This is a genomic window from Streptomyces fuscichromogenes (assembly GCF_014645815.1).
Classification (GTDB): Bacteria; Actinomycetota; Actinomycetes; order Streptomycetales; family Streptomycetaceae; genus Streptomyces; species Streptomyces fuscichromogenes.
This window is the reverse complement of record NZ_BMML01000017.1, coordinates 142,783-163,279: the sequence shown is the minus strand read 5'-3', so window position 1 is coordinate 163,279 and position 20,497 is coordinate 142,783. Positions and strand designations below refer to the sequence as shown.

25 protein-coding genes are annotated in these 20,497 nt (G+C 69.6%); 8 read left to right on the top strand and 17 right to left on the bottom strand.

Annotated elements, in window-relative coordinates:
* Positions 1-80 precede the first annotated feature (80 nt).
* A complete protein-coding gene (locus IEZ11_RS32240) occupies positions 81-431 on the bottom strand; it encodes an SsgA family sporulation/cell division regulator (protein WP_189266473.1) in 351 nt (116 codons plus the stop codon).
* A 197-nt stretch (positions 432-628) separates the two neighbouring features.
* Between IEZ11_RS32240 and IEZ11_RS32235 the strand changes: the two genes are divergently transcribed.
* Entirely contained in the window at positions 629-2,134 is a 1,506-nt protein-coding gene (locus IEZ11_RS32235) for a sigma-70 family RNA polymerase sigma factor (RefSeq protein ID WP_189266472.1), read from the top strand.
* Between the two features lie 156 nt (positions 2,135-2,290).
* Here the strand turns inward: IEZ11_RS32235 and IEZ11_RS32230 are convergent, their stop codons facing one another.
* From IEZ11_RS32230 to IEZ11_RS32190, 9 genes are all read right to left on the bottom strand, one after another.
* The gene (locus IEZ11_RS32230) at positions 2,291-2,752 is read right to left on the bottom strand and encodes a TadE/TadG family type IV pilus assembly protein (RefSeq protein WP_189266471.1); all 462 of its coding nucleotides are present in this window, start codon (positions 2,750-2,752) and stop codon (positions 2,291-2,293) included.
* On the bottom strand, positions 2,749-3,174 hold the full coding sequence (locus tag IEZ11_RS32225; protein ID WP_189266470.1) for a TadE/TadG family type IV pilus assembly protein: 426 nt from the start codon (positions 3,172-3,174) through the stop codon (positions 2,749-2,751). The genes IEZ11_RS32230 and IEZ11_RS32225 overlap by 4 nt, the downstream gene beginning before the upstream one ends.
* Positions 3,175-3,552: a TadE family protein gene (locus tag IEZ11_RS32220; protein ID WP_373295006.1), complete on the bottom strand. Its 378-nt coding sequence runs from the start codon at positions 3,550-3,552 to the stop codon at positions 3,175-3,177.
* A gap of 113 nt (positions 3,553-3,665) precedes the next feature.
* Positions 3,666-3,917: a hypothetical protein gene (locus IEZ11_RS32215; RefSeq protein WP_189266468.1), complete on the bottom strand. Its 252-nt coding sequence runs from the start codon at positions 3,915-3,917 to the stop codon at positions 3,666-3,668.
* 79 nt (positions 3,918-3,996) lie between these two features.
* A complete protein-coding gene (locus IEZ11_RS32210) occupies positions 3,997-4,917 on the bottom strand; it encodes a type II secretion system F family protein (RefSeq protein ID WP_189266467.1) in 921 nt (306 codons plus the stop codon).
* Entirely contained in the window at positions 4,914-5,897 is a 984-nt protein-coding gene (locus IEZ11_RS32205) for a type II secretion system F family protein (protein ID WP_189266530.1), read from the bottom strand. Before IEZ11_RS32205 ends, IEZ11_RS32210 begins: the two co-directional genes overlap by 4 nt.
* 39 nt (positions 5,898-5,936) lie before the next feature.
* Positions 5,937-7,244, bottom strand: coding sequence for a TadA family conjugal transfer-associated ATPase (locus IEZ11_RS32200; protein WP_189266466.1), 1,308 nt, complete (start codon positions 7,242-7,244; stop codon positions 5,937-5,939).
* On the bottom strand, positions 7,241-8,080 hold the full coding sequence (locus IEZ11_RS32195; RefSeq protein WP_189266465.1) for a hypothetical protein: 840 nt from the start codon (positions 8,078-8,080) through the stop codon (positions 7,241-7,243). Before IEZ11_RS32195 ends, IEZ11_RS32200 begins: the two co-directional genes overlap by 4 nt.
* A 16-nt stretch (positions 8,081-8,096) precedes the next feature.
* Complete coding sequence (locus tag IEZ11_RS32190) at positions 8,097-8,819, bottom strand: hypothetical protein (protein ID WP_189266464.1); 723 nt, start codon at positions 8,817-8,819, stop codon at positions 8,097-8,099.
* 476 nt (positions 8,820-9,295) lie between these two features.
* Between IEZ11_RS32190 and IEZ11_RS32185 the strand changes: the two genes are divergently transcribed.
* The gene (locus IEZ11_RS32185; RefSeq protein ID WP_189266463.1) at positions 9,296-9,979 is read left to right on the top strand and encodes a hypothetical protein; all 684 of its coding nucleotides are present in this window, start codon (positions 9,296-9,298) and stop codon (positions 9,977-9,979) included.
* An 11-nt stretch (positions 9,980-9,990) separates the two neighbouring features.
* Here the strand turns inward: IEZ11_RS32185 and IEZ11_RS32180 are convergent, their stop codons facing one another.
* Genes IEZ11_RS32180 through IEZ11_RS32160 form a run of 5 tightly spaced genes read right to left on the bottom strand, consistent with a single transcriptional unit; the run spans position 9,991 to position 13,835 of the window.
* On the bottom strand, positions 9,991-10,587 hold the full coding sequence (locus IEZ11_RS32180) for a hypothetical protein (protein WP_189266462.1): 597 nt from the start codon (positions 10,585-10,587) through the stop codon (positions 9,991-9,993).
* Entirely contained in the window at positions 10,587-11,228 is a 642-nt protein-coding gene (locus IEZ11_RS32175) for a hypothetical protein (RefSeq protein WP_189266461.1), read from the bottom strand. The genes IEZ11_RS32180 and IEZ11_RS32175 overlap by 1 nt, the downstream gene beginning before the upstream one ends.
* A complete protein-coding gene (locus IEZ11_RS32170) occupies positions 11,225-12,064 on the bottom strand; it encodes a hypothetical protein (RefSeq protein ID WP_189266460.1) in 840 nt (279 codons plus the stop codon). Before IEZ11_RS32170 ends, IEZ11_RS32175 begins: the two co-directional genes overlap by 4 nt.
* 59 nt (positions 12,065-12,123) lie before the next feature.
* Positions 12,124-13,536, bottom strand: coding sequence for a hypothetical protein (locus IEZ11_RS32165; protein ID WP_189266459.1), 1,413 nt, complete (start codon positions 13,534-13,536; stop codon positions 12,124-12,126).
* Entirely contained in the window at positions 13,533-13,835 is a 303-nt protein-coding gene (locus tag IEZ11_RS32160; RefSeq protein WP_189266458.1) for a WXG100 family type VII secretion target, read from the bottom strand. The genes IEZ11_RS32165 and IEZ11_RS32160 overlap by 4 nt, the downstream gene beginning before the upstream one ends.
* A gap of 426 nt (positions 13,836-14,261) precedes the next feature.
* Between IEZ11_RS32160 and IEZ11_RS32155 the strand changes: the two genes are divergently transcribed.
* From IEZ11_RS32155 to IEZ11_RS32130, 6 genes are all read left to right on the top strand, one after another.
* Positions 14,262-14,909: a hypothetical protein gene (locus IEZ11_RS32155; protein ID WP_229713489.1), complete on the top strand. Its 648-nt coding sequence runs from the start codon at positions 14,262-14,264 to the stop codon at positions 14,907-14,909.
* A complete protein-coding gene (locus IEZ11_RS32150; RefSeq protein ID WP_229713488.1) occupies positions 14,906-15,940 on the top strand; it encodes a hypothetical protein in 1,035 nt (344 codons plus the stop codon). The genes IEZ11_RS32155 and IEZ11_RS32150 overlap by 4 nt, the downstream gene beginning before the upstream one ends.
* Before the next feature lie 177 nt (positions 15,941-16,117).
* On the top strand, positions 16,118-16,420 hold the full coding sequence (locus tag IEZ11_RS32145) for a hypothetical protein (protein ID WP_189266457.1): 303 nt from the start codon (positions 16,118-16,120) through the stop codon (positions 16,418-16,420).
* A 58-nt stretch (positions 16,421-16,478) separates the two neighbouring features.
* Positions 16,479-17,696 (top strand): enoyl-CoA hydratase/isomerase family protein, encoded by a 1,218-nt coding sequence (locus IEZ11_RS32140; protein ID WP_308426522.1) that lies wholly within the window; start codon positions 16,479-16,481, stop codon positions 17,694-17,696.
* A gap of 11 nt (positions 17,697-17,707) precedes the next feature.
* Positions 17,708-18,601, top strand: a complete 894-nt coding sequence (locus IEZ11_RS32135; RefSeq protein ID WP_189266455.1) for a hypothetical protein — start codon at positions 17,708-17,710, stop codon at positions 18,599-18,601.
* A gap of 22 nt (positions 18,602-18,623) precedes the next feature.
* On the top strand, positions 18,624-19,313 hold the full coding sequence (locus tag IEZ11_RS32130; protein ID WP_189266454.1) for a hypothetical protein: 690 nt from the start codon (positions 18,624-18,626) through the stop codon (positions 19,311-19,313).
* A 358-nt stretch (positions 19,314-19,671) separates the two neighbouring features.
* Here the strand turns inward: IEZ11_RS32130 and IEZ11_RS32125 are convergent, their stop codons facing one another.
* Together IEZ11_RS32125 and IEZ11_RS32120 are read right to left on the bottom strand one after the other, a co-directional pair.
* Positions 19,672-19,833 carry a hypothetical protein gene (locus IEZ11_RS32125; protein ID WP_189266453.1) on the bottom strand — a complete coding sequence of 54 codons (162 nt, stop codon included), beginning with the start codon at positions 19,831-19,833 and terminating at the stop codon, positions 19,672-19,674.
* 358 nt (positions 19,834-20,191) lie between these two features.
* Positions 20,192-20,494 (bottom strand): WXG100 family type VII secretion target, encoded by a 303-nt coding sequence (locus IEZ11_RS32120; RefSeq protein WP_189266452.1) that lies wholly within the window; start codon positions 20,492-20,494, stop codon positions 20,192-20,194.
* Between the last annotated feature and the right edge of the window lie 3 nt (positions 20,495-20,497).

The following is a 20,497-nucleotide window of genomic DNA, read 5'->3' as shown; positions in this document are numbered from 1 at the left end:
TTCACCAACCCATCCCCCATTGGCCGGAGTTATCACCACCCGATCCGCACACGCCCCCTCCACGCGCCCCGCACAATCCGTCATCCGCCGACCCGCAGCGAGGACAGCAGGAAGCGGGAGAGGGCGGAGGTCGGGAAGCTGATCGCCGCCACCCCCTCCGCCGCCCGGAGTTCGACGACCGTGCGGGCGTCGCCGTACGGCCGCACCTGTACGTTGCCGAGCGCGGCCGGACCCGCCAGCCCCTTCTCCAGCAGAGCCCGCGCGAAGGACCAGGTGACCTCCTCGCCGTCCAGGGAGATCCACGGCGGGAAGACGAAGTGCACGGACTGCGGGTCGGCCGAGGTGTAGCGGAGCGTCGCGGGGACCGCCACCTCCTGTTCGTCGGCGGTGAGCAGGCGGGCGCCGGTGGGCTGTTCGAGCGTGATGGGCACGGGTCGTCTCCGGGGGTGCGGTGGTGGGCCGTCGTACAAGGGAGAGCGGCTGACGCCCGGCTCATTACGCGGGAAACACAAGCGACTTGAGTGACTTGTGTCACTTTCCCATGCGCTTGAAACTTTGCTTGAAAGTTTCGTCATCTACTCTGACAAACCTTCTCCCGCCCCCGCGCCGGCAACTGGAGCGTTCCGCCATGCACGACGGTTCCTCTGCAGTGATCAGCAGCACCGCCTACGCCCGGATCTACGAGGAACAGCAGCCGCGTCTCGTCGCGTACGCGCGCTCCCTCACCCGGAACGCCTGGGTCGCCGAAGACCTCGTCGCCGAGGCGCACTTCAGGGTCTGGCGACGGCTGGCCGAGGGGCACGAGATCGACAACGTCTCGGCGTACCTGACGACGACCGTCCGGCACCTCGCGTACGCGGCGAGCAGCACCGCGCGCGAGATGCCCCGCGACCCCCACGACGACGAGCAGGCCGAGCCCGGCCACCACGGCGACGACCCCGCCGAGCACGTGTCCTCCGTCGATCTGCTCGTGCGGGTACTGGCCCAGCTGCCCGAACGCTGGGTCAAGGCCCTCTGGCTGGCCGAGGCGGAGGGCCAGCCGCTGGCGCAGATCGGGCCGCAGCTGGGCACCAAGGAGGGTGCCACCGCCGTCCTGTTGCACCGCGCCCGGGAGGGGATGCGGCAGGCCTTCCTGCGCACCCAGACCGGAGCCCCGGACGACCCCGCCTGCCAGGTGCACTGGAGCCGGATGCCCGCGTACGTGCGCGGCGCGGCGACGGAACGTCAGTCCGACCGGCTGCTCGGCCATGTGGACGCCTGCGAGGACTGCCGGGCCCGGCTCGCCGCCCTGATGAGCGCCAACGACCGGCTCCCCGCCCTCGTCGGCCCGGCCCTGCTGGTGTTCGCGGTGGGCGGTACGGCCGGCCGGTTCCTGCTGACCCTGACCGCCGCCGGGGCCTCGGCGGGCGGTCACGCGGGCGGGGGCGCGAGCGGATTCCTGCACGGCGTACGACAGGCCACCGGTGTCGGCGGTACGAAGGTGCCGCTGGCGGTCGCGGCGGGGGCGATGGCGGCCGGCGCGGCGGCGCTGGTGCTGGTGCTGATACTCGGTCCGGGCCGGTCCGTCCCCGCCCAGCGGACACCGGTCGCCGACGCGCCGGTGACCCAGGTCCCGGTGGCCGTACAGCCGACGGTCCCGCAGGACGCACCCGCCACCGGGCCGACGGCGACGCCCCGGCAGGGCGGCGGACGGCCGGAGACGGAGACGGTACGGCCGCGGGGCACGGGTGACGCCGGTACGACGGCGGCCGCGTCCCCGTCCGAGGCCACGACGCAGCCGCCGACGTCGAGCGGCGGCGGCGATGACGACGGCGGCGGCGACCGGACCGGGGGCGGCACTCCGCCGGTGACCACGGATCCGACGCCACCCACCACGCCCACGGACCCGGACCCCACTCCCCCGGTTCAGCCGACCGAACCGACGCAGCCCAGCGATCCCCCGGTGGAGCCGTCGGACCCCGTGGACCCGACTCCCGTGGACCCGCCGCCCGTCACGGACCCCGCCCCGGCGCCGTCCGACCCGGATCCGGTCACACCGCCCGACGACGACTGCCCACCCCGGCACGGCCACGGCCACGGCCACGGCCACGGTCGTACCCACGGAGACGGGGGCCGGACCGCCCCCGACGCCTGAGCGGGTCCAGCGCCCCTTCAGGGGCGCGGGGAACTGCGCGACCAGCCACGACGGCGCCGCGGACGACAGAGGGCAGAAGGCAGAAGGCAGAAGGCAGACGGCAGACGGCAGACGGCAGACGGCAGACGGCACAGCGCGGCACTTCCGGCGGAGCGCCTAGCCGACCTCGTTCTCGGCCGTCGCCTCGCCGTGCACCACGATCGCGCCGCCGTAGAACATGCCCGTGAACACCGGCTCGTACGTCAACTGGACCTCGACCTGGACCTGTTGGGCGTCGGCGGTGACACAGTGCGTGCCCGCGACGTCGGCGGTGGACATGTTCATCTCGCGGGCGAAGGTCTTCACCCGGGCGTCGCAGTCCTGGAAGTTGATCGGCGCCGCGCCCTGGTTCTCGTACAGCTTCTCCTTGTCGATGTCCTGGGCGGCGTAACGGGCCGCCTGTTCCGCGATGTCGGCGGCCCGTTCGCGCTTGGAGATGGACAGGCCGCCGTCGATGACGAACGCGGACAGGGTGAGGAAGACCAGGGCGAAGATGATGACCGCACCGGCGCCGGAGCCCCGGTCGTCGAGACGGAGCCGGCGGGCGGTCCACCAGGTGCGCAGCACCGCGAGGATCATGCCGCCCTCCGGAACGGGTCGAGGGGCGAGGAGAACGTCGAGGACAGGGTGGTCGGGATGTCCAGGCCCAGCATGGCCAGGCCCCGCACCTCGCAGCTCACCTCGACCGAGAAGATGGTGCCGGACTCGAAGCCCGCGCTGGTCTGGACGACGGAGACCGGCCCCGAGCAGACGTCGGACAGGTCCGCCTCGGCCGCCTTGCGGGCCTCGGACATGGCCGTGGCGTGGTCCTTCTGGATGGAGCCGGCACGGGCCGCGTCGCGCGCCGCGCCGTCCAGCGCGCCCCGCCCGTCCACGAGTTGGCCGAAGGCGACCAGGACGAGGATGAACAGGATCATCACCGGGGCGAGGATGACGACCTCGACGGTGGACAGACCCCGGTCGTCGTACCGGGCTCCGGCTCTTTCCTGCACGGACGGCATCTAGTTCTCATCCTTCACGAACCGCTCCACCGGTCCCGCCGACCGTGCGTGCACCGTCAGGTCGAGGCCCGGGAACACCGTCGGGATACGGGCCGTGATCTCGACGCCGACCGTGGTCTGTTCCGGCTGGAGCATCTTCACGTCGGGCGACAGGACCAGCTGCGGCCCGAGTTGGCTGATGTAGGAGTCGACCACGTCCTGGGCCTCGCCGCGCCAGGCGCCCGGTTCCGCGTCGGCGGTGGCACGGGCCTTGCGGGCACCGGCCTGGGCCGCCGCCTGGGCCACGTGGTCGGCGAAGAAGTACAGCGCGAACTGCACCGTCGCGAAGATCATGAAGAAGAGGACGGGGGTGAGGAACACGAACTCGATCGCGGTCATCCCCGAGTCGCCGCGCGCGGCCGCGGCCCGGCGGCGCACCCAGCCGCGCACCCCCCTGCTCACGCACACAGACATCCCCGTCGCCCCCGTCGCCCCCGTCGTCGCACGTCCGCTCAGCAGGTCCCGCTCGCGTTGGCGCCCTTGATGCAGTCGCCGACCTTCTTGGCGCCGTCGCTCAGCGCGGCGTTGATGATGGCGGCCACCACACCGACGATCGCCACCACGACCGCGGAGATGATGACCCATTCGACCGCGGAGGCGCCGCGGTCGAGTTCGCCGGAGCGGGCGCGCTGCACCCGGCCCTGGAGGAAGGTGACGAGGAAGTCCACCGCCGGGATCCCGGTGCTGAAGTTCCGTGTGTTCATGATGACTTGTCCTCTCGAAACAGCAGTTGGCGAAGGTTCACGATTCAGCTCACGTCAGCTCGCGTCAGGTCGCATCCGCTCACACCTGGAACACCCGCATCGCCGCCGGGAAGATCAGGAAAACCAGGAAGCCGGCGCACAGCAGCAGCTGGGCGACGAGCATCGACTGGGACTTCTCGCCCGCGCTGCCCTCGATCTCGGCGAGTTCGCGGTGGCGCATGGTCTCGGCGCGGGAGGCGAGGGACTCGCGGACCTTGGCGCCGTCGTCCGCGACCAGGGCGAGGGAGGCGGAGAGGTCCTTGAGCTCCTCGACGCCGAGTTCCTCACCGAGCGCGCCCAGCGCCTGCCACTGGCTGACGCCGGTGATCCGGGCGTCGGCGAGGGCGTTGCGGATGCGCTGGTTGGCCCAGCCGTCGGAGACCTCCGCGGCCGCCATCAGCGCCTCGGGCAGGCCACGGCCGCCGGCGAGGCTCATCGACACCAGGTCGAGGTACGCCCCGATGACCCGCCTGAGGTCCCGGCGCTTCTCGGCCGCGTCCCGTCGTACCTCCAGGTCGGGCAGGAAGAAGAACAGGGCCGAGCAGGCCAGGGCCAGCCAGACCGGCACGACCGGGCTGTGGCCGAAGCCCATCGTGTAGACGACGGCGAACAGGAACGGCCCGAAGAGCATGCCGGCGGCCGCGAGCAGCACCTTGGTCGCCAGGAACTTCTCCCAGCCGCGGTCGAGCACGGCGAGGTCGGCCCGGAGCGAGCGCTGTTCCCAGCCCTGCTGCCGGTAGAACTCGGCGACCCGCTCGCCGACTTCGGCGCGCAGCGAGCCGAACCGGCCGGTGTCCTTGGTCTGCCGCACGGACTCGTAGGCCGCGCCGCGCGCCCGCATCGCGTCGATCCGGGCGACCTGTGCGATCGCGCTGCGCCTGGCCGGCATCAGGGCGCGGATCAGGGCGTAGACGCCCAGCCCCAGGATCACGCCGACGACGATCGGCATCGTGAGGTTCATCGGCGTACCCCTTCCTCGGTGGGCAGCGTCTGCTGACCGGGCTGACCGGGCTGGCCTGACTGTCCGGGCTGGCCGGGCGCGGTGCGGGGCGGTCGTACGAACTGCACGGAGGACTGGTCGCGGACCAGGAACCGTTCCGGGGTCTCGATGGTGGACAGCTTGCGCAGCCACCAGAAGCCGAGCGCGAACAGCCCGCAGACCAGGGCGAGGACCAGCTGGCCGACGGCGGTGCCGTACGGCGACACGAAGTCGCGGTTGAAGACGGCGAGGCCGAGCACGAACGCGACCGACACGGCGACGACGATCTGCACCGAGCGCCGGGTGGACGCCCGTTGGGCCATCACGCGCTGGCGCATGTCGACCTCCTCGCGCGCCGACTTGGCGAGCGCGCCGAGCACCTGGCGCAGACCGGGGCCGCGCAGCCGGGCGTTGAGGATGAGGGCCGCCACGATGATGTCGGCGGACGCGTCGTCGATCTCGTCGGCGAGGTGCTGGAGCGCGTCGGGCAGCGGGGTGCGGGCGCGCAACCGGTCGACGAGCGCGTCGAGATGAGGCCGGAGGATGGGGGCGGCGGCGCGGGCCGAAGCCGGAATCGCCTGTTCCAGGCCGACCGCGCCGGCGATGGTGTCGCGCAGCGACTCGGTCCAGGAGGCGAGCGCCTCCACGCGCTTCATCGCGGCCCGCTCCTCGGCGGCGCCGCCGAACAGCTTGTCCCAGAAGAAGACCAGCACGCCGGCGGCGATGCCGGCCACCGTCCAGCGGGTCAGCAGCAGCACGGCGAGCCCGACGATGGCGGCCAGCGAGCCGCGCCGGCCGGCGAACCGGAGGAGTTCGGAGGCCCGTTCGGCGGCCTTCTGCTTCTCGTGGTCGGGCTTGGCGGGCAGCCCGCGGACGGCCACGACCAGCAGCGCGAGGCCGCCGCCGACGGCGACTCCGCAGCCGAGGGCGTAGAGGACGGAGGCGGAGAAGAGGCCGCCCATGGAGCCCAGGGAGGCGAGAGGGTCGAGGTTCATGTCACGTCACCCCCACGCCCCGTGCGGCTGGTAGCCGTAGGCCATCAGGTCCTCCAGGCAGGCTATGGGCGCGTGCGGGACGATCCGGCCGTCGGGGGCCTCCGCGAACACCTCGCTGGACAGCACCCGGCCGTCCACGCCGTTGACCTCACGGACCGAGGTGACCATGCGCTGGAGGCGGCCGCCGGTCTGGTAGTTGTTGCGCCGCTGGATGAAGACGACGAAGTTCACCGCGCCCGCGATCAGCATCTGGCTGGCCTCGATGGGCAGCCGCTCGGAGGCCTGGAGCGCGTAGGTCGAGATGCGGTTGAAGACTTCGCTGGAGCTGTTCGCGTGGATGGTGGAGAGCGAACCGTCGTTGCCCTGGGACATGGCGTTGAGCATGGTGACGATCTCGTCGCCGAGGACCTCGCCGACGATGACCCGGGACGGGTTCATACGCAGCGACCGGCGGACCAGTTCGGCCATCGAAATGGTGCCCTGGCCCTCGGAGTTGGGCAGCCGCTCCTCGAACGCGACGACGTTCGGGTGCAGGTCGTGGAAGGTGTCGAGCCCGAGCTCCAGCGCGCGCTCGACGGTGATGAGCCGTTCGTGCGGCGGGATTTCATTGGCGAGGGCGCGCAACAGGGTCGTCTTGCCCGCGTTGGTGGCCCCCGCGATCATGATGTTCTTGCGAGCCCGGACCGCGCAGGCCATGAAGTGCGCGACCTCGGGGGTCAGCGTGCCGTTGCCGACCAGGTCGGAGATGAAGACCTTGCCCATGCGGGCGCGGCGGATGGACAGCGCGGGCCGCCGGGTGACGTCCATGACCGCGGAGAGCCGGGAACCGTCGGGCAGCCGCAGGTCGAGCTGCGGGTTGGCCGAGTCGAAGGGACGGGACGACAGACCGGAGTACGCGCCGAGCACCTGGATCAGCTCGACGAGTTCCTCGTCGGTCTCCGCGACGGGCTCCCCGACGGCCTCCCGGCCGTCGCTGTAGCCGACGAAGACCTGGTCGCACCCGTTGATGTCGATGTTCTCGACGTCCGGGTCGTCGAGCAGCGGCTGGAGCCGCCCGACCCCGAACAGCGCGGCGTGCACGGCGGCCGCGTACTGCTCCTCGGTCTCCGCGTCCAGCGGGGTGCGTCCGGCGTTGATCTCCGCGCGGGCGTACTCCTCCAGGATCTGGGCTATGACCGCGCGGGCGTACTGCCGTTCGTCCTCGGTGGACATCGGCGTCACGCCGGACGCCTGGTCCTGGCGGCGCTGCTCGGCGATCCGGTCGCCGGCGTCCTGCCGGAACCGCTTGACCAACTGGTGGTCGACAGCGGTCATCGGCCGGCCCCCGCATGGGGCGCCTGCGTCGGTACGGCCCAGGCGGCGCCGTACTGCTGGTGGAGGTCGGCGGTGACCTTGCGGGCCGAGCGGATGAGCAGGGACTTGTCGAGGCGCCCGCGCTTGCGGCCGGCCAACTGGTCGGCGCCGGCCGGGTCGTCGGCGATGGTGCCGACCACCCGGGCGCCGGTCTGGGCGTGGACGAGCATGTCGTTGACCTGGTTGACCAGCTTGCCGGAGCCGGCCGGGTCGGCGATCAGGACGACGCCGATCAGCGGGGTGGCGAGGGCGGCGGCGCCGCGCGGGCCGCCGTGCAGCTTCTGCGCGAGCACGGCCGCGCGGTCCCGGACGCGGGCGATGGCCTCGGGTTCGGTGCGCGCGACGAGCAGCACGAGCGCGGCGTGCGGGAAGAGCTCGACGGCCGGGGTGTCGCCGCTGATCCGGCCGCAGTCGGCGATGACGTCGGCGGGCGCGTTCGGGGAGTCGGCGAGGGCGGCGAAGGTGTGCCCGAGGGTGGGCCACAGCCCGGCGAGTCCGGCGGCGTGCTCGGCGACCCCGAGCCCGACGAGCACTTCGAGCCCGCCGCTCAACGGCTGTACGTGATCCCAGAGTTGATCCGGTACGAGCCCTCGTCTCGCCGTGGCGGCTATGGACAGCATGCCGGTGTTGGGGTTGAGGGGTCCGCCGTGCGCGGCGGCACTGCGGTAGACCAGGTCGCCGCCGGCCGGGTCGGCCTCGGCGAGCAGGACCCGGCGCGGCCAGACCGCGGCCAGCGCGACGGCCGCGGTGGTGACGCCGGGGGAACCCTTGTCGGCGGCGATTGCGATGAGCGCCATGGGGTGGGGCCGCCTTCTAGTTGCCGTTGCCGGATACGTGCACGATGGCGACCGCGCCGGCGGACGCGGCCTTCGCCACGGCGGCGGCGTCGCCCTGGTCGACGAGCAGCGTGAGCGAGAGGTTGCCGGTGTTCACGGTGGCGTCGCTGTCGTCGGACTCGGTGTCGACCTTGGCGTTGCCGACGATGAGTCCGCCGGCGGAGGCGGAGGTCGAACCGGTGCTGCCGGAACCGGAGTTGCTGCTCGTACCCACGTTGTAGACGGCGACGACGTCACCGGGCTTGATGTCCGCCGGGTACTGGCCCTCCTTGAGGGCGACGCCGACGGAGGCCTTGCCGTCCGGGAGGCTGCTGCCGCCCTTGGCGAACATCTCGCCGATGACGACCGTGCCCTTGTAGATGGTGGACCTGGCCTTGTAGGTCTTCAGGGAGTCCAGCTGGGACCACTTGACGTAGTTGATGCCGTCGTCGGCGGCGACCAGTACGGAGGTCACGTTGCTGCTGGTGACGGACTCGCCGGCCGGGATGTCGGCGGTCACCTTGATGACCTCGATCCGGTCGCCGGCCTGGAGCACCAGCATGGTGGCGCCGAGCGCACCGAGCAGGATCAGCAGGACCGCGAGTGCGGCGAGCGCGGGCTTGCGCTCGCGCGGCGCGGTGGGAAGCCGGTCACCGACCGAAGGCTGAGCCGGGCCGGCGGAACGACCGGCGCCCGCCCCCGTACGCTCCTGGATCTTCACGCAACCGCTCCCCGTTACACCCAAGACAGTCTCTGTCAAGAACTCTGAAAACCCGTCAACGCCTGTGCGATACCCACCGGCACAGCAGAAGCGGACACTCCACACGAATCACCCCGACCCGGCCAAATACTCGGCCGCGGGGTGAGTGTCAAGCGATCGCACCGTATCAGCCGCACATAAGCCCCTCAAGGCACGCCCGGACTCCTTGACCTCACCGAAATCGTCGTTGCGATCTGCAACGGCGGTGTGCCGCGGGGTGGTTGGGGATACCGGAACACGGATGCGAGCCGGACTGCGCGGCGGCGAATCCGGAACTCCTTGTTCGGGCACGGCCCGCAGCCGCGGCCGTCACGAGGCGCCCATGAGGCCTGCACGAAGTGTTCACGCCGCCCGCGCCGTAGCGGTCGCCGGCGCCACGGCGGCCACCGGAGGCGCCTGCATAGTAGGATCACCCGCCCGAGTGAAGGTTCACTGCCGTGAATGACGCGGGGGGACGCCAGACCGTGATCGAGCCGTCGTACCGCCAGTACTGGAAGCCTCCTGAGGGCGAGGAGCTCGTGACGCGCGGCCGGGTGTCCTTCGCGACCGGGGCCGCGGGGCGGGTCGCGGGGCGGCGTTGGTTCCGGGATCCGGAACGTCGGGACATCCAAGGAGAGTTGGCGGGGTGGCCGACGGGGCCGTCGTATCGCCCGCGCTCCCGGTTCGAACGGTTCGTAGGGGACGGCGTGATGGAAGTGCTCGTCCTCCTGCTCACCCTCGTCTTCGGGCTCCTCGGAGGAAGCCCCGGCCGGTCCGAGGGACTCGGCAGGAGCGAGGACCCGGAGAACGAGGAGATGGACTTCCCGGTGCTGTGGGCGGCCCCCGGCACCATCGCCCGCACGCTGCCCTGGCAACTGGACCCGGCCCGCCGTCCCGACACGGATGTGACGGAGCTGGTCCTGACCGACCGTCGGCTGCTGTTCGTCGAAGGACTGAAGGATCCCAGGAACCCCTGGGAGGAGGTCCTCTGGGAGACGGACCGGGACACGGTCGCCGCGATCGGACGGCGCCCGTTCAGCGACGGCGGACGGGACTTCGGGATCACTTTCACGGACGGCTCCTGGTGCCGTCTGACGTCACAGGAGGGTGAGTCCCTGCTTCGCGGCCTGGCGGCGGCCTGAAGAGGACGCGGCTAGACCGTGACCCGGACGGTCTCCGCCAGCTCGTCGGTCAGCTCGCACAGGGCGTCCGTGCGGGCCTGCGCCTGCCAGGACGCGAGCAGGACGAGCGCCCACTTCTCGTCGGCGCGGATACCGTACGCGCAGGTCTCCGTCACCGTGCCCAGTCCGTCCCGTCCGACGTCCTGGACGTAGGCGTGCCGTACCCGCACCGCCGGTCCGGCGGGAAGGGTACGGAGCTCGGCCTCGGGCGGGCGGTAGGAGACCGGGGTGGGGGCGGCGAGGTACCGCTGGAGCAGGTCGACGGTCATGGTCGGGTACGTGTCGTCGGCGACCAGCGCGGACAGCTCGATCCGGGCGAGTTCGCCCAGGCGCGGCTCGGGGACGTACGACAGCGCGGTGATCGGGCCGCGCTCGCGGGAGTCGGCGGCGGCCTCGCGGAGTTCGGTGGCGAGGGCGTCGAGCAGCTTCGGTTCGTCGTCGTCCGGGCCGACGAGCCGGCGGGCGGCCGCCGCGGCCCAGGCCGCCGGGTCCACGGACGTCCGCACGGGCAGCGCGACGGCGTCCTGCGGCGTCCGCAGATGAACCGTGGCGGCGGCGAACTCGGGCATCAGGCCATCCATTGCAGGGTGCGGGCGACGGAGTCGAACAGCGTGACCAGGGCCTCCACCAGCGGCTCCAGCGGCGGTGCCGTCGGTGTGGAGAAGGAGAGCAGCAGCCGCTGGTCGCTGTGCGGGACGGAGAGGTAGACGTCCAGGTGGGCGGCGGCGAGCTTGTTGCCGTCGAGGTCGTCGGGTGCGGGCCGGCGGAGGTAGCGGTGGCGTACGGCGGGGCCCGCCGGGAGGTCGACGAGGGTGACGTCGTCGCTGCCGGCAGCGCGGAGGGCGAGGGAGCGGGCGATGTCGGCGAGGTCGCCGGGTTCGGAGCCGGGTGACGGCCGCAGGACGGTCACGACCAGGCCGGCGGAGACGGGGACCTGACCCGGGACCTGCTGGACGACGTACATCTCCAGGCCGCCGTTGGCCTGCGCGGCCTCGGCCTGCGCCCGCATCCGCTCGGCGAGCGCGGCCTCCAGCTGCGGGGTGGCCTCCGTACGCCGCAGCCCCCGCTTGACCAGCTTGTCGATGCGGTGTGTCCAGCGCTCCGGACTGTCCAGCACGATCCGCTCCCAGCCCTCGGGGACGGCGAGGCGGTAGTCGGACGGGGGCGGGACGGGAGCTGTCGCGACTCGGGATCCGGTGCGGTCGGTCATACGTCCGCCCCGCCCACCCGGCCGCCTGGCTCGCCCTGCCGGCCCCGCCGCTCGTTCGCCCGGCTCATCACAGCGGCGCTCACCGGGGCGAGGACGAGGACGGCGGCGGCACCGAGGCAGACGTATGCCGCGGCAGTCCCGCCGATGGCGGACTTGTCCCCGAGAACCGGCCGGTAGTGGTCCGACGGGTCGATCACCGCAGGAGTCCTGGTGCCGACCATGTTCTCGTCCGTACACCGCTTGTCGTTCAAGAACACCCTGCGGACCGTACCGTCCGGGAGCGTGACACGGCAGTACGTGACGCGAACGCCGTGCGACGCCTGCTCGTGCAGGGGCTTGGCGTAGGTGACCGTGGTCTCCTGCCCGCGCACATGCAGGTACCACTCGTCGGCGGCGTACGAACCCGTCCAGATCAGGGCGACATAGGCGACCGCGACGAGGCCGCAGGCGACGAGCCCTCCGAGGGACCTGCGGGTCCTGAACCCCGCCCAGGCCACGAATGCACCACAGGCCGCGCCGACGAAGAGCGCCGAGGAGCGGAGGACGTACGTGGAGAGCAGGCACAGGACCACGCCGATGACGGCGGCCAGGAGCAGCCGTATCCACGGCCACACCGCCCTGTTCTCGTCCGCGCGCCGGTCGCCGTCGAAATCCCACCGGCTGGTGGGCCGGGAGTGTTCCGCGAGGATGTGCCGCACGGCCAGCTCACCGCCCTCCTCAAGGGCGATGTCGCGCAGTCTCGGCAGACCGAGCCCTTTCTCCTCGAGTTCGCGCTGTCTGCTTCTCGGGAGCCGGGCGAACTGTTCGTCGACGGTCTGACCGTCTCCAAGTGCCACTTTCCTCGTTCTCTCCTCGCCCTCGCGGGCCTCGCCGTGATTCGGTGCCGCGGACGCCCTCAGCCGCCGGCGACCTTCCAGTTCCAGTTGTAGAAGGGAACGCCGCTCGACCCGAGGGGGGCGGTGTGCTTGAGGCCGTCGAACTGGTTGCGTTCGATGAAGGCCGGTTCCCAGCCCGCCGAGGGCGCCAGGTTCACGATGCCCGTGCCCAGCGGCAGCACCTGGCTCGCGGCGTACAGGCCGCCGGCCGACCACGCCTTGCCCTTGAACACCGAGTCGGAGAGACCGCGCCACTTGGGCAGGTCCTTGGTGAGGATCGGGTCCTCGGCTCCTCGTTCGGCGACGGCCGTGCGGATATCGGTGAAGTAGGCCTTGAAGTTGACGGACTCCTTGACGATCGACTTCATCCTGGGCAGGACGCTGTCCGGTCCCTTCGCCAGGGCTTCGGCGATCTTGCCCGCCTTGACTCCCGAGTTCGCCTGGGCGATCTCCCCGGCCAGTTTCTCGCCCACGCCCAGTCCCCGCAGGTTCAGGAACTCCCTGAGCGCCGACGATCCTCGCGCCGCGGTGGCCGCCTCCTTGAAGGTCGTACCGAGAACCCGGCCGGCACCGAAGGACAGCACGCCGACCACGTCGATGGCGACGTCCAGCCAGGTGCCCTTGCCGTCCAGGGCGGAGACGGTGTCGCAGACGAGGGCGACCACGGAGGCGATCAGGGCCAGTGCCCCGAGCACCTCGCCGAGGATAGGGACCCAGCTCAGCACCAGCGCGAGAAGACAGAGCACGCCGGCGATCGCTCCCGCCCAGTGCCCGATGTCGGCGACCCAGTCCTTCCAGTTGTCCCACCAGTGGTGCTTGGGGTCCTTCAACCCGTCGTGGTCGATGGCGTCCCGTATCGCCTTGGCCGCGTACCCGCCCTGCGTGTCGCGGTAGTCGAGCGCGGCCCGGATCTCCCGCTTCGCGGCGTCGAGTTCCCCGTCGGAGGCTTCCTTCTGCCGCTTCAGCTTCTGTTTGTCGGGGTGGTTGTCGTCGCCGGACGGATGCTGATCGATCTGCTTCTGGTAGTTGCCGCTGTCGGCGTCCGCGGCCGCGGCCTTCAGCAGAGCGGAACGAACCCGGTTCTGGGCGTGGTTGAGAGCGGTGGCCCAGTTCTCCCGCACCTGGTCGGCGATCGGCTCGTACGGCACGGAGGAGCCGAGCGCCGCCCCGGCCGCCGCGTACCGCTGATGCGACTGGCCGAGCAGCTTCACGGTGTCGCCGGTCCTCCTGGTGAACTCCCTGCCCGCATCGGAGTCCCACCCGTTCCCGTCGACGAGGTTGTTCAGCCTGCCGGCCTGCTCCTCGATCAGCCTGGCGGTGTCGGAGATCCGCTTGCCGAGCCGGGCGACCTCGTACGGGTCACCGGGGGCGAACTCCTTGTCGTCGTACCGGGCCGTCTGCCAGTCGACCCCGGAGAAGTCGTGATCGCTCACTTGTCCCCCGGCTGAGCCTTGAGCAGCGCGTCGGCGAGATGCTGGTCGACCCCGTCGTAGGCCTTCGCCGCCTCGCCCGCGGTCTTCCCGAGAAACTCCAGCCCGTCGCAGAGCTGTCGGCGCTTCTTCTTCCAGTCGTCCGCGAAGTCGCCGAGCGCGTCGGCCACATCACCGGATCCGATCTCGGAGCCGTACGAGTCGACCAGATCCTTCGCATGTTCAAAGTTGGACTTCAACTTCGCGACAGACCGGCTGATCTCCCGCAACTCGCTTGTGGACACCCTGACGTGTTCCGCCACCACTGACCCCCGTGAACGCCTGCCTGCCGACCGCCCCGCAGGACGCAGACGGCCACGGTCACTGTGGGTCGAGGGATTTCACCCTGCAACCAACGAACTGCAAAGGGAGCCCAAAAGAGGGGTCCCGTCGAGCCGGCCATATCACCCGCCCGCTCCGAATCCACACAATCCCCGCGCCATCCCCACGAGCGGCCGACGATTCGACGGACTCCCGGCGCCGGCACCAGAACCGGCACGGCGCCCCCACCCGGCGAATGCGCCCAGCCTCCGGCCCACTTGGGCGCGGCGGGGAATCGGACCTTTCTCACAGTGCCCCATTTGCCACGGTCCATCCAAGCCGACAGGGAAGTTCACGCTGGCGAACCGGGGGCCTCGCAGATAGCGTCTGTGTCCTTGGCATACATCTGTCTCACGGGGGAGTCCACAGTGAAGCGCCGCACCATGCCCGCCGCCACCGCGCTCGCCGCGACCGCAGCCCTGCTGCTGACGGCGTGCGGAGGCGGGGACTCGGGTTCGAAAGCCAACGACAAGATTGCCGGGGCCGACAGCGGCAGTACGAAAGCCTCCGCGTCGCCGACCGAGAGCGCCGCCGGCAGGCCCAGGATCACACTGCCTGGCGACCTGTCCGACACCTTCGAGAGCTGGAAGACCGGCGACACGACCAAGGACGCGGTCCTCGGGGACGTGGCCCGGCGGATCGATGCGACCAACTACGCCATCGCGCAAGGCGACCCCGAGCTGCCCGCGCTGAGCTTCTACTACAGCGGTGGCGCACTGCCGGACGCCATGGACTGGGTCGAGTCCATCGCGAAGGACGGTTACTCGATCACAGGCGTCAACCGCTACTACAACGCCAAGATCGACGTCTTCGACTCCGCCTCGGCCGGAGTCGTGTACTGCGAGGACCAGAGCAAGGCGTTCGCGAAGGTCCGCAAGTCGGGCAAGGTCATCAAGACCGCGGTGAACAACGACTCGTACGTCGTCTACACGACGCGGCTGGAAAAGAACAAGCAAGGCGTATGGCAGACGACGAAGCTCACTTCGCAGAGGGGGAGCAAGTCTTGCACGCCATGACGTCCAGCAGCCGATTCGCCGTGGCGGGGCTGCTTTCGGGGGTTCTTGTCCTCATCGCCGCGGGATCCGCGTCCGCGACCTGGCCGCCGAGCGAGGGCTCCCAGGGCAACACGAAGCAGAGCGGCAGCTCCAACGCCGGCACACTCGTCTCCAGGGTGACCTATTCCGGTTCGGTGCGCTCGAAGAGCAGCGGTACCGCCGTACAGCCGGTGACCGACTGGACCCCGCCCGCGTGCTGGTACGAACCGCGTTCGGTGGCGGAGTTCAAGGACTACGTCGAGACGATGTACACGGACACGATCAACGCCCCCGGCCAGGCCAACTACGCCAAGACCGCGGTCGGTCAGTTCCGTGACATCTACAAGGACGGCAAGTACAAGAACTACAACGAGGACGAGGCCGACGAGGGGAACTGGTGGGTCGCGGTCCAGAACCCCGACCGCATGGACGACCCGGCCAGCTGGGAGTGCAGCGACCTCCCCTTCTGGGTGGCGAACAACCAGGACCCGGGAGTCCCGCAGGCCGTCACCCCGAAGATCCTGGCCGAAGCCGCCTACGACGCGATTCAGCTCCCCGACACCAGGGTGACCCTCGCCCCGGCGGACATCACCAAGGTCAACCTCGCCACCTGGGCGTGGCTGGACAAGGCCGAGTTCAAGCCGGTCTCGGTCACCGCGTCACTCAACGCCGGCGGCCTCAACATCCAGGCGACCACCACGGCGAAGCCCGTCTCCCTGAAACTCGAACCGGGCACCGGTGACGCCGAGACCATTCCGGCTTCCGGCGTGTGCACCTTGAACGCCGACCACTCGATCGGCGAGCCATACGCCAAGGGCAAGGCCGACCAGACGCCGCCGTGCGGCATCAGGTACCTGCGTTCGTCCGGCGACGGAACGTACCACCTGAAAGCCACCATCACCTGGCAGATCAGCTGGTCGGGCACCGGGGGCGCCGGCGGCGACCTGCCCGACGGCACCTTCGGAACGACCCAGGACATCAAAGTCCAGGAAGCCCAGGCCGTGAACCGTTGAACTGCTGGACCGGCTCCAAGGCCCGGCTGAGCACCCCAGCAGCCGGCCCGCCCCAACCGCCTGTCCACCCACGTGCAGAACGCGACCGAGGACGAAATCCCGGGGGGCCACCGCTGATCAGTACGGTCAGCCGACGTTGTCCGCCCTACCGGCCGCCTGAGGAGACCGGAATCCGACATGAGTGACCTACGCCTCGAAGACACGATCTTCCAGGACCTGAAGAAGACCTTCTCGTCCATCAGCGACCGCATGGAGACCACCCGCCGCACGCTCCGCAGCGCGGATGCCTCGGCCGTCGGCGAGAGGCAACTCGTCGAAGACGTGCAGGACTTCGCCGACGACTGGGGCTACGGCATCAAGCAGCTCGGCAAGCACACGCAGGGTGCCGTAAAGATGATCAACAAGATCGGGGAGAGCTTCGGCAAGCTCGACCTGGACCTGGCCGAGTCCCTCAAGGCTCCGCAGCAGAAGGGCAAGTGACATGGCTGGGCAACGGCCTGCCTTCCCCCACATAGGCTGGGATCCCACGCCAGGCAGCGTGGAGGACACCAGGGACCTCGCCAAGCAACTCGGCAAGCTCGCCGGTGAACTGGGTACCGCCCTCGGAGAGCTGGAGCGCATCGAGTGCGGGGCCTGGAAGGGCAAGACCGCCATCGCGTTCACCGATTACATCGGCAAGGACGTCACCCCGCTCATCCGCAAGAGCCACGACTCCTTCGACAAGGCCTCGCGTGCACTCCACCGCTGGGCCGACGACCTCCAGGACTTCCAGGTCAGGGCGGACAGGCTGGAGAAGAGCGCCGGGGAGAAACTCGACGCCAAAGCAGACGCCCAGGCCAAGGCCGGCAGCGACGGCAGCATGGACCTGGGCAAGGCGTCCAGCGCGGTGGACGGGGTGATCCGGCAGGTCCACGAGCTGGAGGAGGACTACCGGGCGGCCGCCCGTCAGGTCAGCAAGGAACTGGACAAGGCCGGTGACATCGCCCCGGATGAGCCCGGCTTCTGGGACAAGCTCGGGCACGGGATCACAGACGCGTGGGACGCCACGGGCGACTGGCTCAAGGATCACGCCGACCTGATCAAGGAAATCGGCGACGTCCTCAGCGACGTCACCGCGATCCTCGGCGTGCTGGCCATCATTACCCTGCCCTTCGAACCTCTCGGCGCGATCTTCGGTGCTGCGGCCGTTCTCACGAGTGGAATGGCTCTGCTGGCACATTCGGTCGCCAAGGCAAGCGGTGCTGACGTCAGTTGGCTCACCATGGGCACGGACGCACTGGGACTGCTGCCGGGTATCGGCCTCCTCGGAAAGGGCGCCAAGGTCGCCAGCAAGGCAGCAGCAGCCGAGCGGATCGCGGAATTCGGCAGTGGATTCAAGGTGTCCGGTATCGAGCGCGCCTTCAACGTGATCGCAACCGGCGACATGGCAAAATCGGTCGAGGGCGGTATCGGCCTGTTGGGCAGGCGGATCGTCCTGGGCGGTGCGGGGAAGAACCTCGGACTGCTGTCCCACGAGAGCGGTGGGATGAGCCGCCTTGCCGGGCTCGCCGAGGCGGGGTATCACCAAGGCCAGTGGCTCGGCACCAAGGGGCTGGCGCTCGCGGGCGAGAAGTTCACGGTCGATCCGTTGAGCAGACTGGGCAGAGGGATCGACGTGGCAGGCAAGGTGCTTCCCAAGGGAATCAGCATCGGCCTACACAGCGGTGACTCGACCAATCCGGGAGACAGCCTCCAGCAGTCCGCCACAGCACATTGAGGCACGAGAAGATGACGAGATGGCAGCCTGACCCCGACGAGACCCTGCTCGCGCGCTGCGGAGTGAGTTTCGCGACCGGGGTCGCCACACCCGTATCCGGGATGCGCTGGTTCAGGGACACGACACGACGGGACATCCAGAACGAGTTGCCGGGCTGGCCGGCGGGGCCGGAATTCACCGCTCGTACAAAGAACGAGAGCCGCCTGCGTGAGGGGGGCAAGTTCGGTGCTCGCTTCCTGCTCGTGGCGACCATCGGCGTTCTTGAATCGCTGGCCGGATCGGGCAGCACAGGTAGCGTCTCGCGGCTCGGACAACCCGAGGAGCCGGAGAACGAGGTCGAGGACTTCCCCGTCATGTGGGCGGCTCCCGGGACCCAAGCCCGTACCCTCCCGTGGCAGCTCGACCCCGGGCGCCGTCCCGACACGGATCGAACCCATCTGGTGGTCACGACCCGGAGGATCCTTGTCCTCGGACTGCTGGATGACGAGAACGCTCCCCATGACGAGGTCCTGTGGGAGACGGAACGGTCCGACATCAGCACCGTGAAACGGATGAGGTTCAGCCAGCACAAGGTGGACTTCAAACTCGTGTTCACCGACGGATCATGGAGTCGCCTCGCAGGCTGGAACACAAACTGTCGTGACGATGTCACCCGGCCCCTGGCCACCACTCCTGAACTGGTGGCCGACGACGCGCTCACATCGGGGCAGCAGCGGACCGTCGCGGACTTGCAGGGGCGCCAGAAGGGACCCGGCGATCTCGTGATCAGTCGGCGGCCGAGCGGCCACTTCCTCGCCGAGTATCTGAGAACCAGCACGATCGATCCCGACTACGGAATCAGCAGCGACTTCTGTCTGATGGGCGCCGACGGCGAAAATGTTCCGTTCCAAGAGGGCGACCTCTGAACCGGATTGGAAGCGGAAACCAGTGCCCACCCCTCTCATAACGGTCGAAGCGGATGTCCCACCCCTGACGTTCGACGTCCCCGAAAGCTTCTTCACCCTTCCCCTGGCTGCAAAGCCCGGGGACCGAGCCACACTGTCGGACGCCTTCGTACGAGATCTCTACTCACGCGGTGACGAATCGCTGTGGACTCCGGCCGCCCCGTTCTATGCCGCCCTGGCCGAACAACTGGCGCTGAGCGGTCTTTCGTACTCGGCCTTGGGTCTCTTCTCCACCGACAGCGGCGGTGTCGCACAGTGCGCCTTCACCGTGGCCGCTGTCGAAACCGATCATTCGGACCCGGAAACGGCGGCGCACGGGATCCTGGTCGCCCTGTCCCGTGATCCGCACCACGACGCACGTTGGATGGATCTCCCCTGCGGCCCAGCGGTCTCCTGCGTGACCATGCGCGAGGTGACGCTCTCGCCGGAACTCACCGCCGATCACACGGAGAAACAACTCCTGACCGGGCAGATTCAGGTGCATGTCCCGTTCTCGACGGGCCCCTACACCGCCGTGTTCACGCTTCACACGGCTTCCACCGAATACTGGAACGAGTTCTGCGACGGAATGGTGGCGATCCTACGGACGGTGTCATTCTCCGCTCCTGAAAGCGTTATGGGCTCAGCAGGTCAGGGCCGTGGCGGAACCGACGAGCCGCCCCTGGAGAACTGAGGGTCCACAGACTGGCACGCTCTTCGCCCGCGACCCGAGAAGAGTACGGACGTGAACGGGCCGGGCCACGCCGCCGGTGCGAGAATTCCTTCGGCAAACGACTCGGAAGTTGGAACGGGTTTGTCCACGAGCACCGAGCGCACCATACGGGACCGACTCGGCGTCACGCCCGATGCGGCGGCCTGGTGCACGATCGGGAAGATTCCCGAGCCGCCCGCCGACGTGCACCGGGCCGCAGGATCGGCTCCGCTGCGTCCCGCCTTCATCAGGCCGCCCGGCATGTTCGGCCTCGCCCTGGCAGGACCCCTGCTGTTCATCGGCAAGTTGTTCGGTCTCCTCGCTGCGGGCGAAGAAGCCCTCAAGCGCGCTGTCGACCACGGAGGAACAAGAGCGTCACCGCGCCAGGAAACGCGACGAGAAGCGGCGGGACGAGGCCGTCGTCGAACTCGGCCTGGACCGCACCTTCGACGGTGACTGGAACGGGGCGGCCGGCCGCCTCCTCCTTCAGCGGTACGGACATTCCTCCCACCACCAACGCCTGGTCGCGCTTGCCGGAAACCGGATCCTGCTGGCCGCTCCGCCCAAGCGCGTGTCCATCCGCCGGGACGCCCTCATGCGGGTCGTCACCGAGATCCCCGTCGGGGACGCCGTCCTCGCCGACCCCCTCCCGGCCACGAGACCGGAAAGGTGCTCCTACGCTTCAAGGACGGGTCGTGGCTCAAACTGGAGACCGAGGAGTGGCGCGGGGAGCTCCACAGGTACTTGAGGAGCCATCAGCAGCCGGACGAGGCCCGGGGCCGCTGACGCCTGACGGCCGGGTGCGACGGAGGACATCACATGCTCCGTCGCACCCGGGCGTTCGGCGACCTAGGACTTTACTAACCCTTGGCCTGCTTCGCCAGCTGCTCGTCCAGCTGCTCGTAGGCCTCCTTGGCCTTCTTCAGGAAGTCCGAGAGGCCGTGCAGGCCCTGGATCGTCTTCGTCGCGCCCTTCGTGAAGTCCTTCATGGAGTCGTCGTACGCTCCGGAGGCCTTCTGGGTGGTGAAGCCGTTCTCCACCAGCGCGGAGACGCGCTTCTCGACGTTCTTGATCTTGTCTTCCAGGTCGTGCATGTCCTTGATCAGGTCGCCCGCGACCTTCTCCATCTCGGCATATGTGAGGTCCGTGTCTTTGCTGGCCATGAC

Bases quoted from the DNA above. Each gene is read 5' to 3' on its own strand.
- IEZ11_RS32150 (WP_229713488.1), top strand. From the start codon at position 14,906: ATGACGTCCAGCAGCCGATTCGCCGTGGCGGGGCTGCTTTCGGGGGTT.
- IEZ11_RS32135 (WP_189266455.1), top strand. From the start codon at position 17,708: ATGACGAGATGGCAGCCTGACCCCGACGAGACCCTGCTCGCGCGCTGC.
- IEZ11_RS32125 (WP_189266453.1), bottom strand. From the start codon at position 19,833: ATGTCCGTACCGCTGAAGGAGGAGGCGGCCGGCCGCCCCGTTCCAGTC.
- IEZ11_RS32200 (WP_189266466.1), bottom strand. From the start codon at position 7,244: ATGACCGCTGTCGACCACCAGTTGGTCAAGCGGTTCCGGCAGGACGCC.
- IEZ11_RS32225 (WP_189266470.1), bottom strand. From the start codon at position 3,174: ATGCCGTCCGTGCAGGAAAGAGCCGGAGCCCGGTACGACGACCGGGGT.
- IEZ11_RS32120 (WP_189266452.1), bottom strand. From the start codon at position 20,494: ATGGCCAGCAAAGACACGGACCTCACATATGCCGAGATGGAGAAGGTC.
- IEZ11_RS32210 (WP_189266467.1), bottom strand. From the start codon at position 4,917: ATGAACCTCACGATGCCGATCGTCGTCGGCGTGATCCTGGGGCTGGGC.
- IEZ11_RS32145 (WP_189266457.1), top strand. From the start codon at position 16,118: ATGAGTGACCTACGCCTCGAAGACACGATCTTCCAGGACCTGAAGAAG.
- IEZ11_RS32195 (WP_189266465.1), bottom strand. From the start codon at position 8,080: ATGGCGCTCATCGCAATCGCCGCCGACAAGGGTTCCCCCGGCGTCACC.
- IEZ11_RS32230 (WP_189266471.1), bottom strand. From the start codon at position 2,752: ATGATCCTCGCGGTGCTGCGCACCTGGTGGACCGCCCGCCGGCTCCGT.
- IEZ11_RS32205 (WP_189266530.1), bottom strand. From the start codon at position 5,897: ATGGGCGGCCTCTTCTCCGCCTCCGTCCTCTACGCCCTCGGCTGCGGA.
- IEZ11_RS32175 (WP_189266461.1), bottom strand. From the start codon at position 11,228: ATGACCGACCGCACCGGATCCCGAGTCGCGACAGCTCCCGTCCCGCCC.
- IEZ11_RS32220 (WP_373295006.1), bottom strand. From the start codon at position 3,552: ATGACCGCGATCGAGTTCGTGTTCCTCACCCCCGTCCTCTTCTTCATG.
- IEZ11_RS32235 (WP_189266472.1), top strand. From the start codon at position 629: ATGCACGACGGTTCCTCTGCAGTGATCAGCAGCACCGCCTACGCCCGG.
- IEZ11_RS32215 (WP_189266468.1), bottom strand. From the start codon at position 3,917: ATGAACACACGGAACTTCAGCACCGGGATCCCGGCGGTGGACTTCCTC.
- IEZ11_RS32180 (WP_189266462.1), bottom strand. From the start codon at position 10,587: ATGCCCGAGTTCGCCGCCGCCACGGTTCATCTGCGGACGCCGCAGGAC.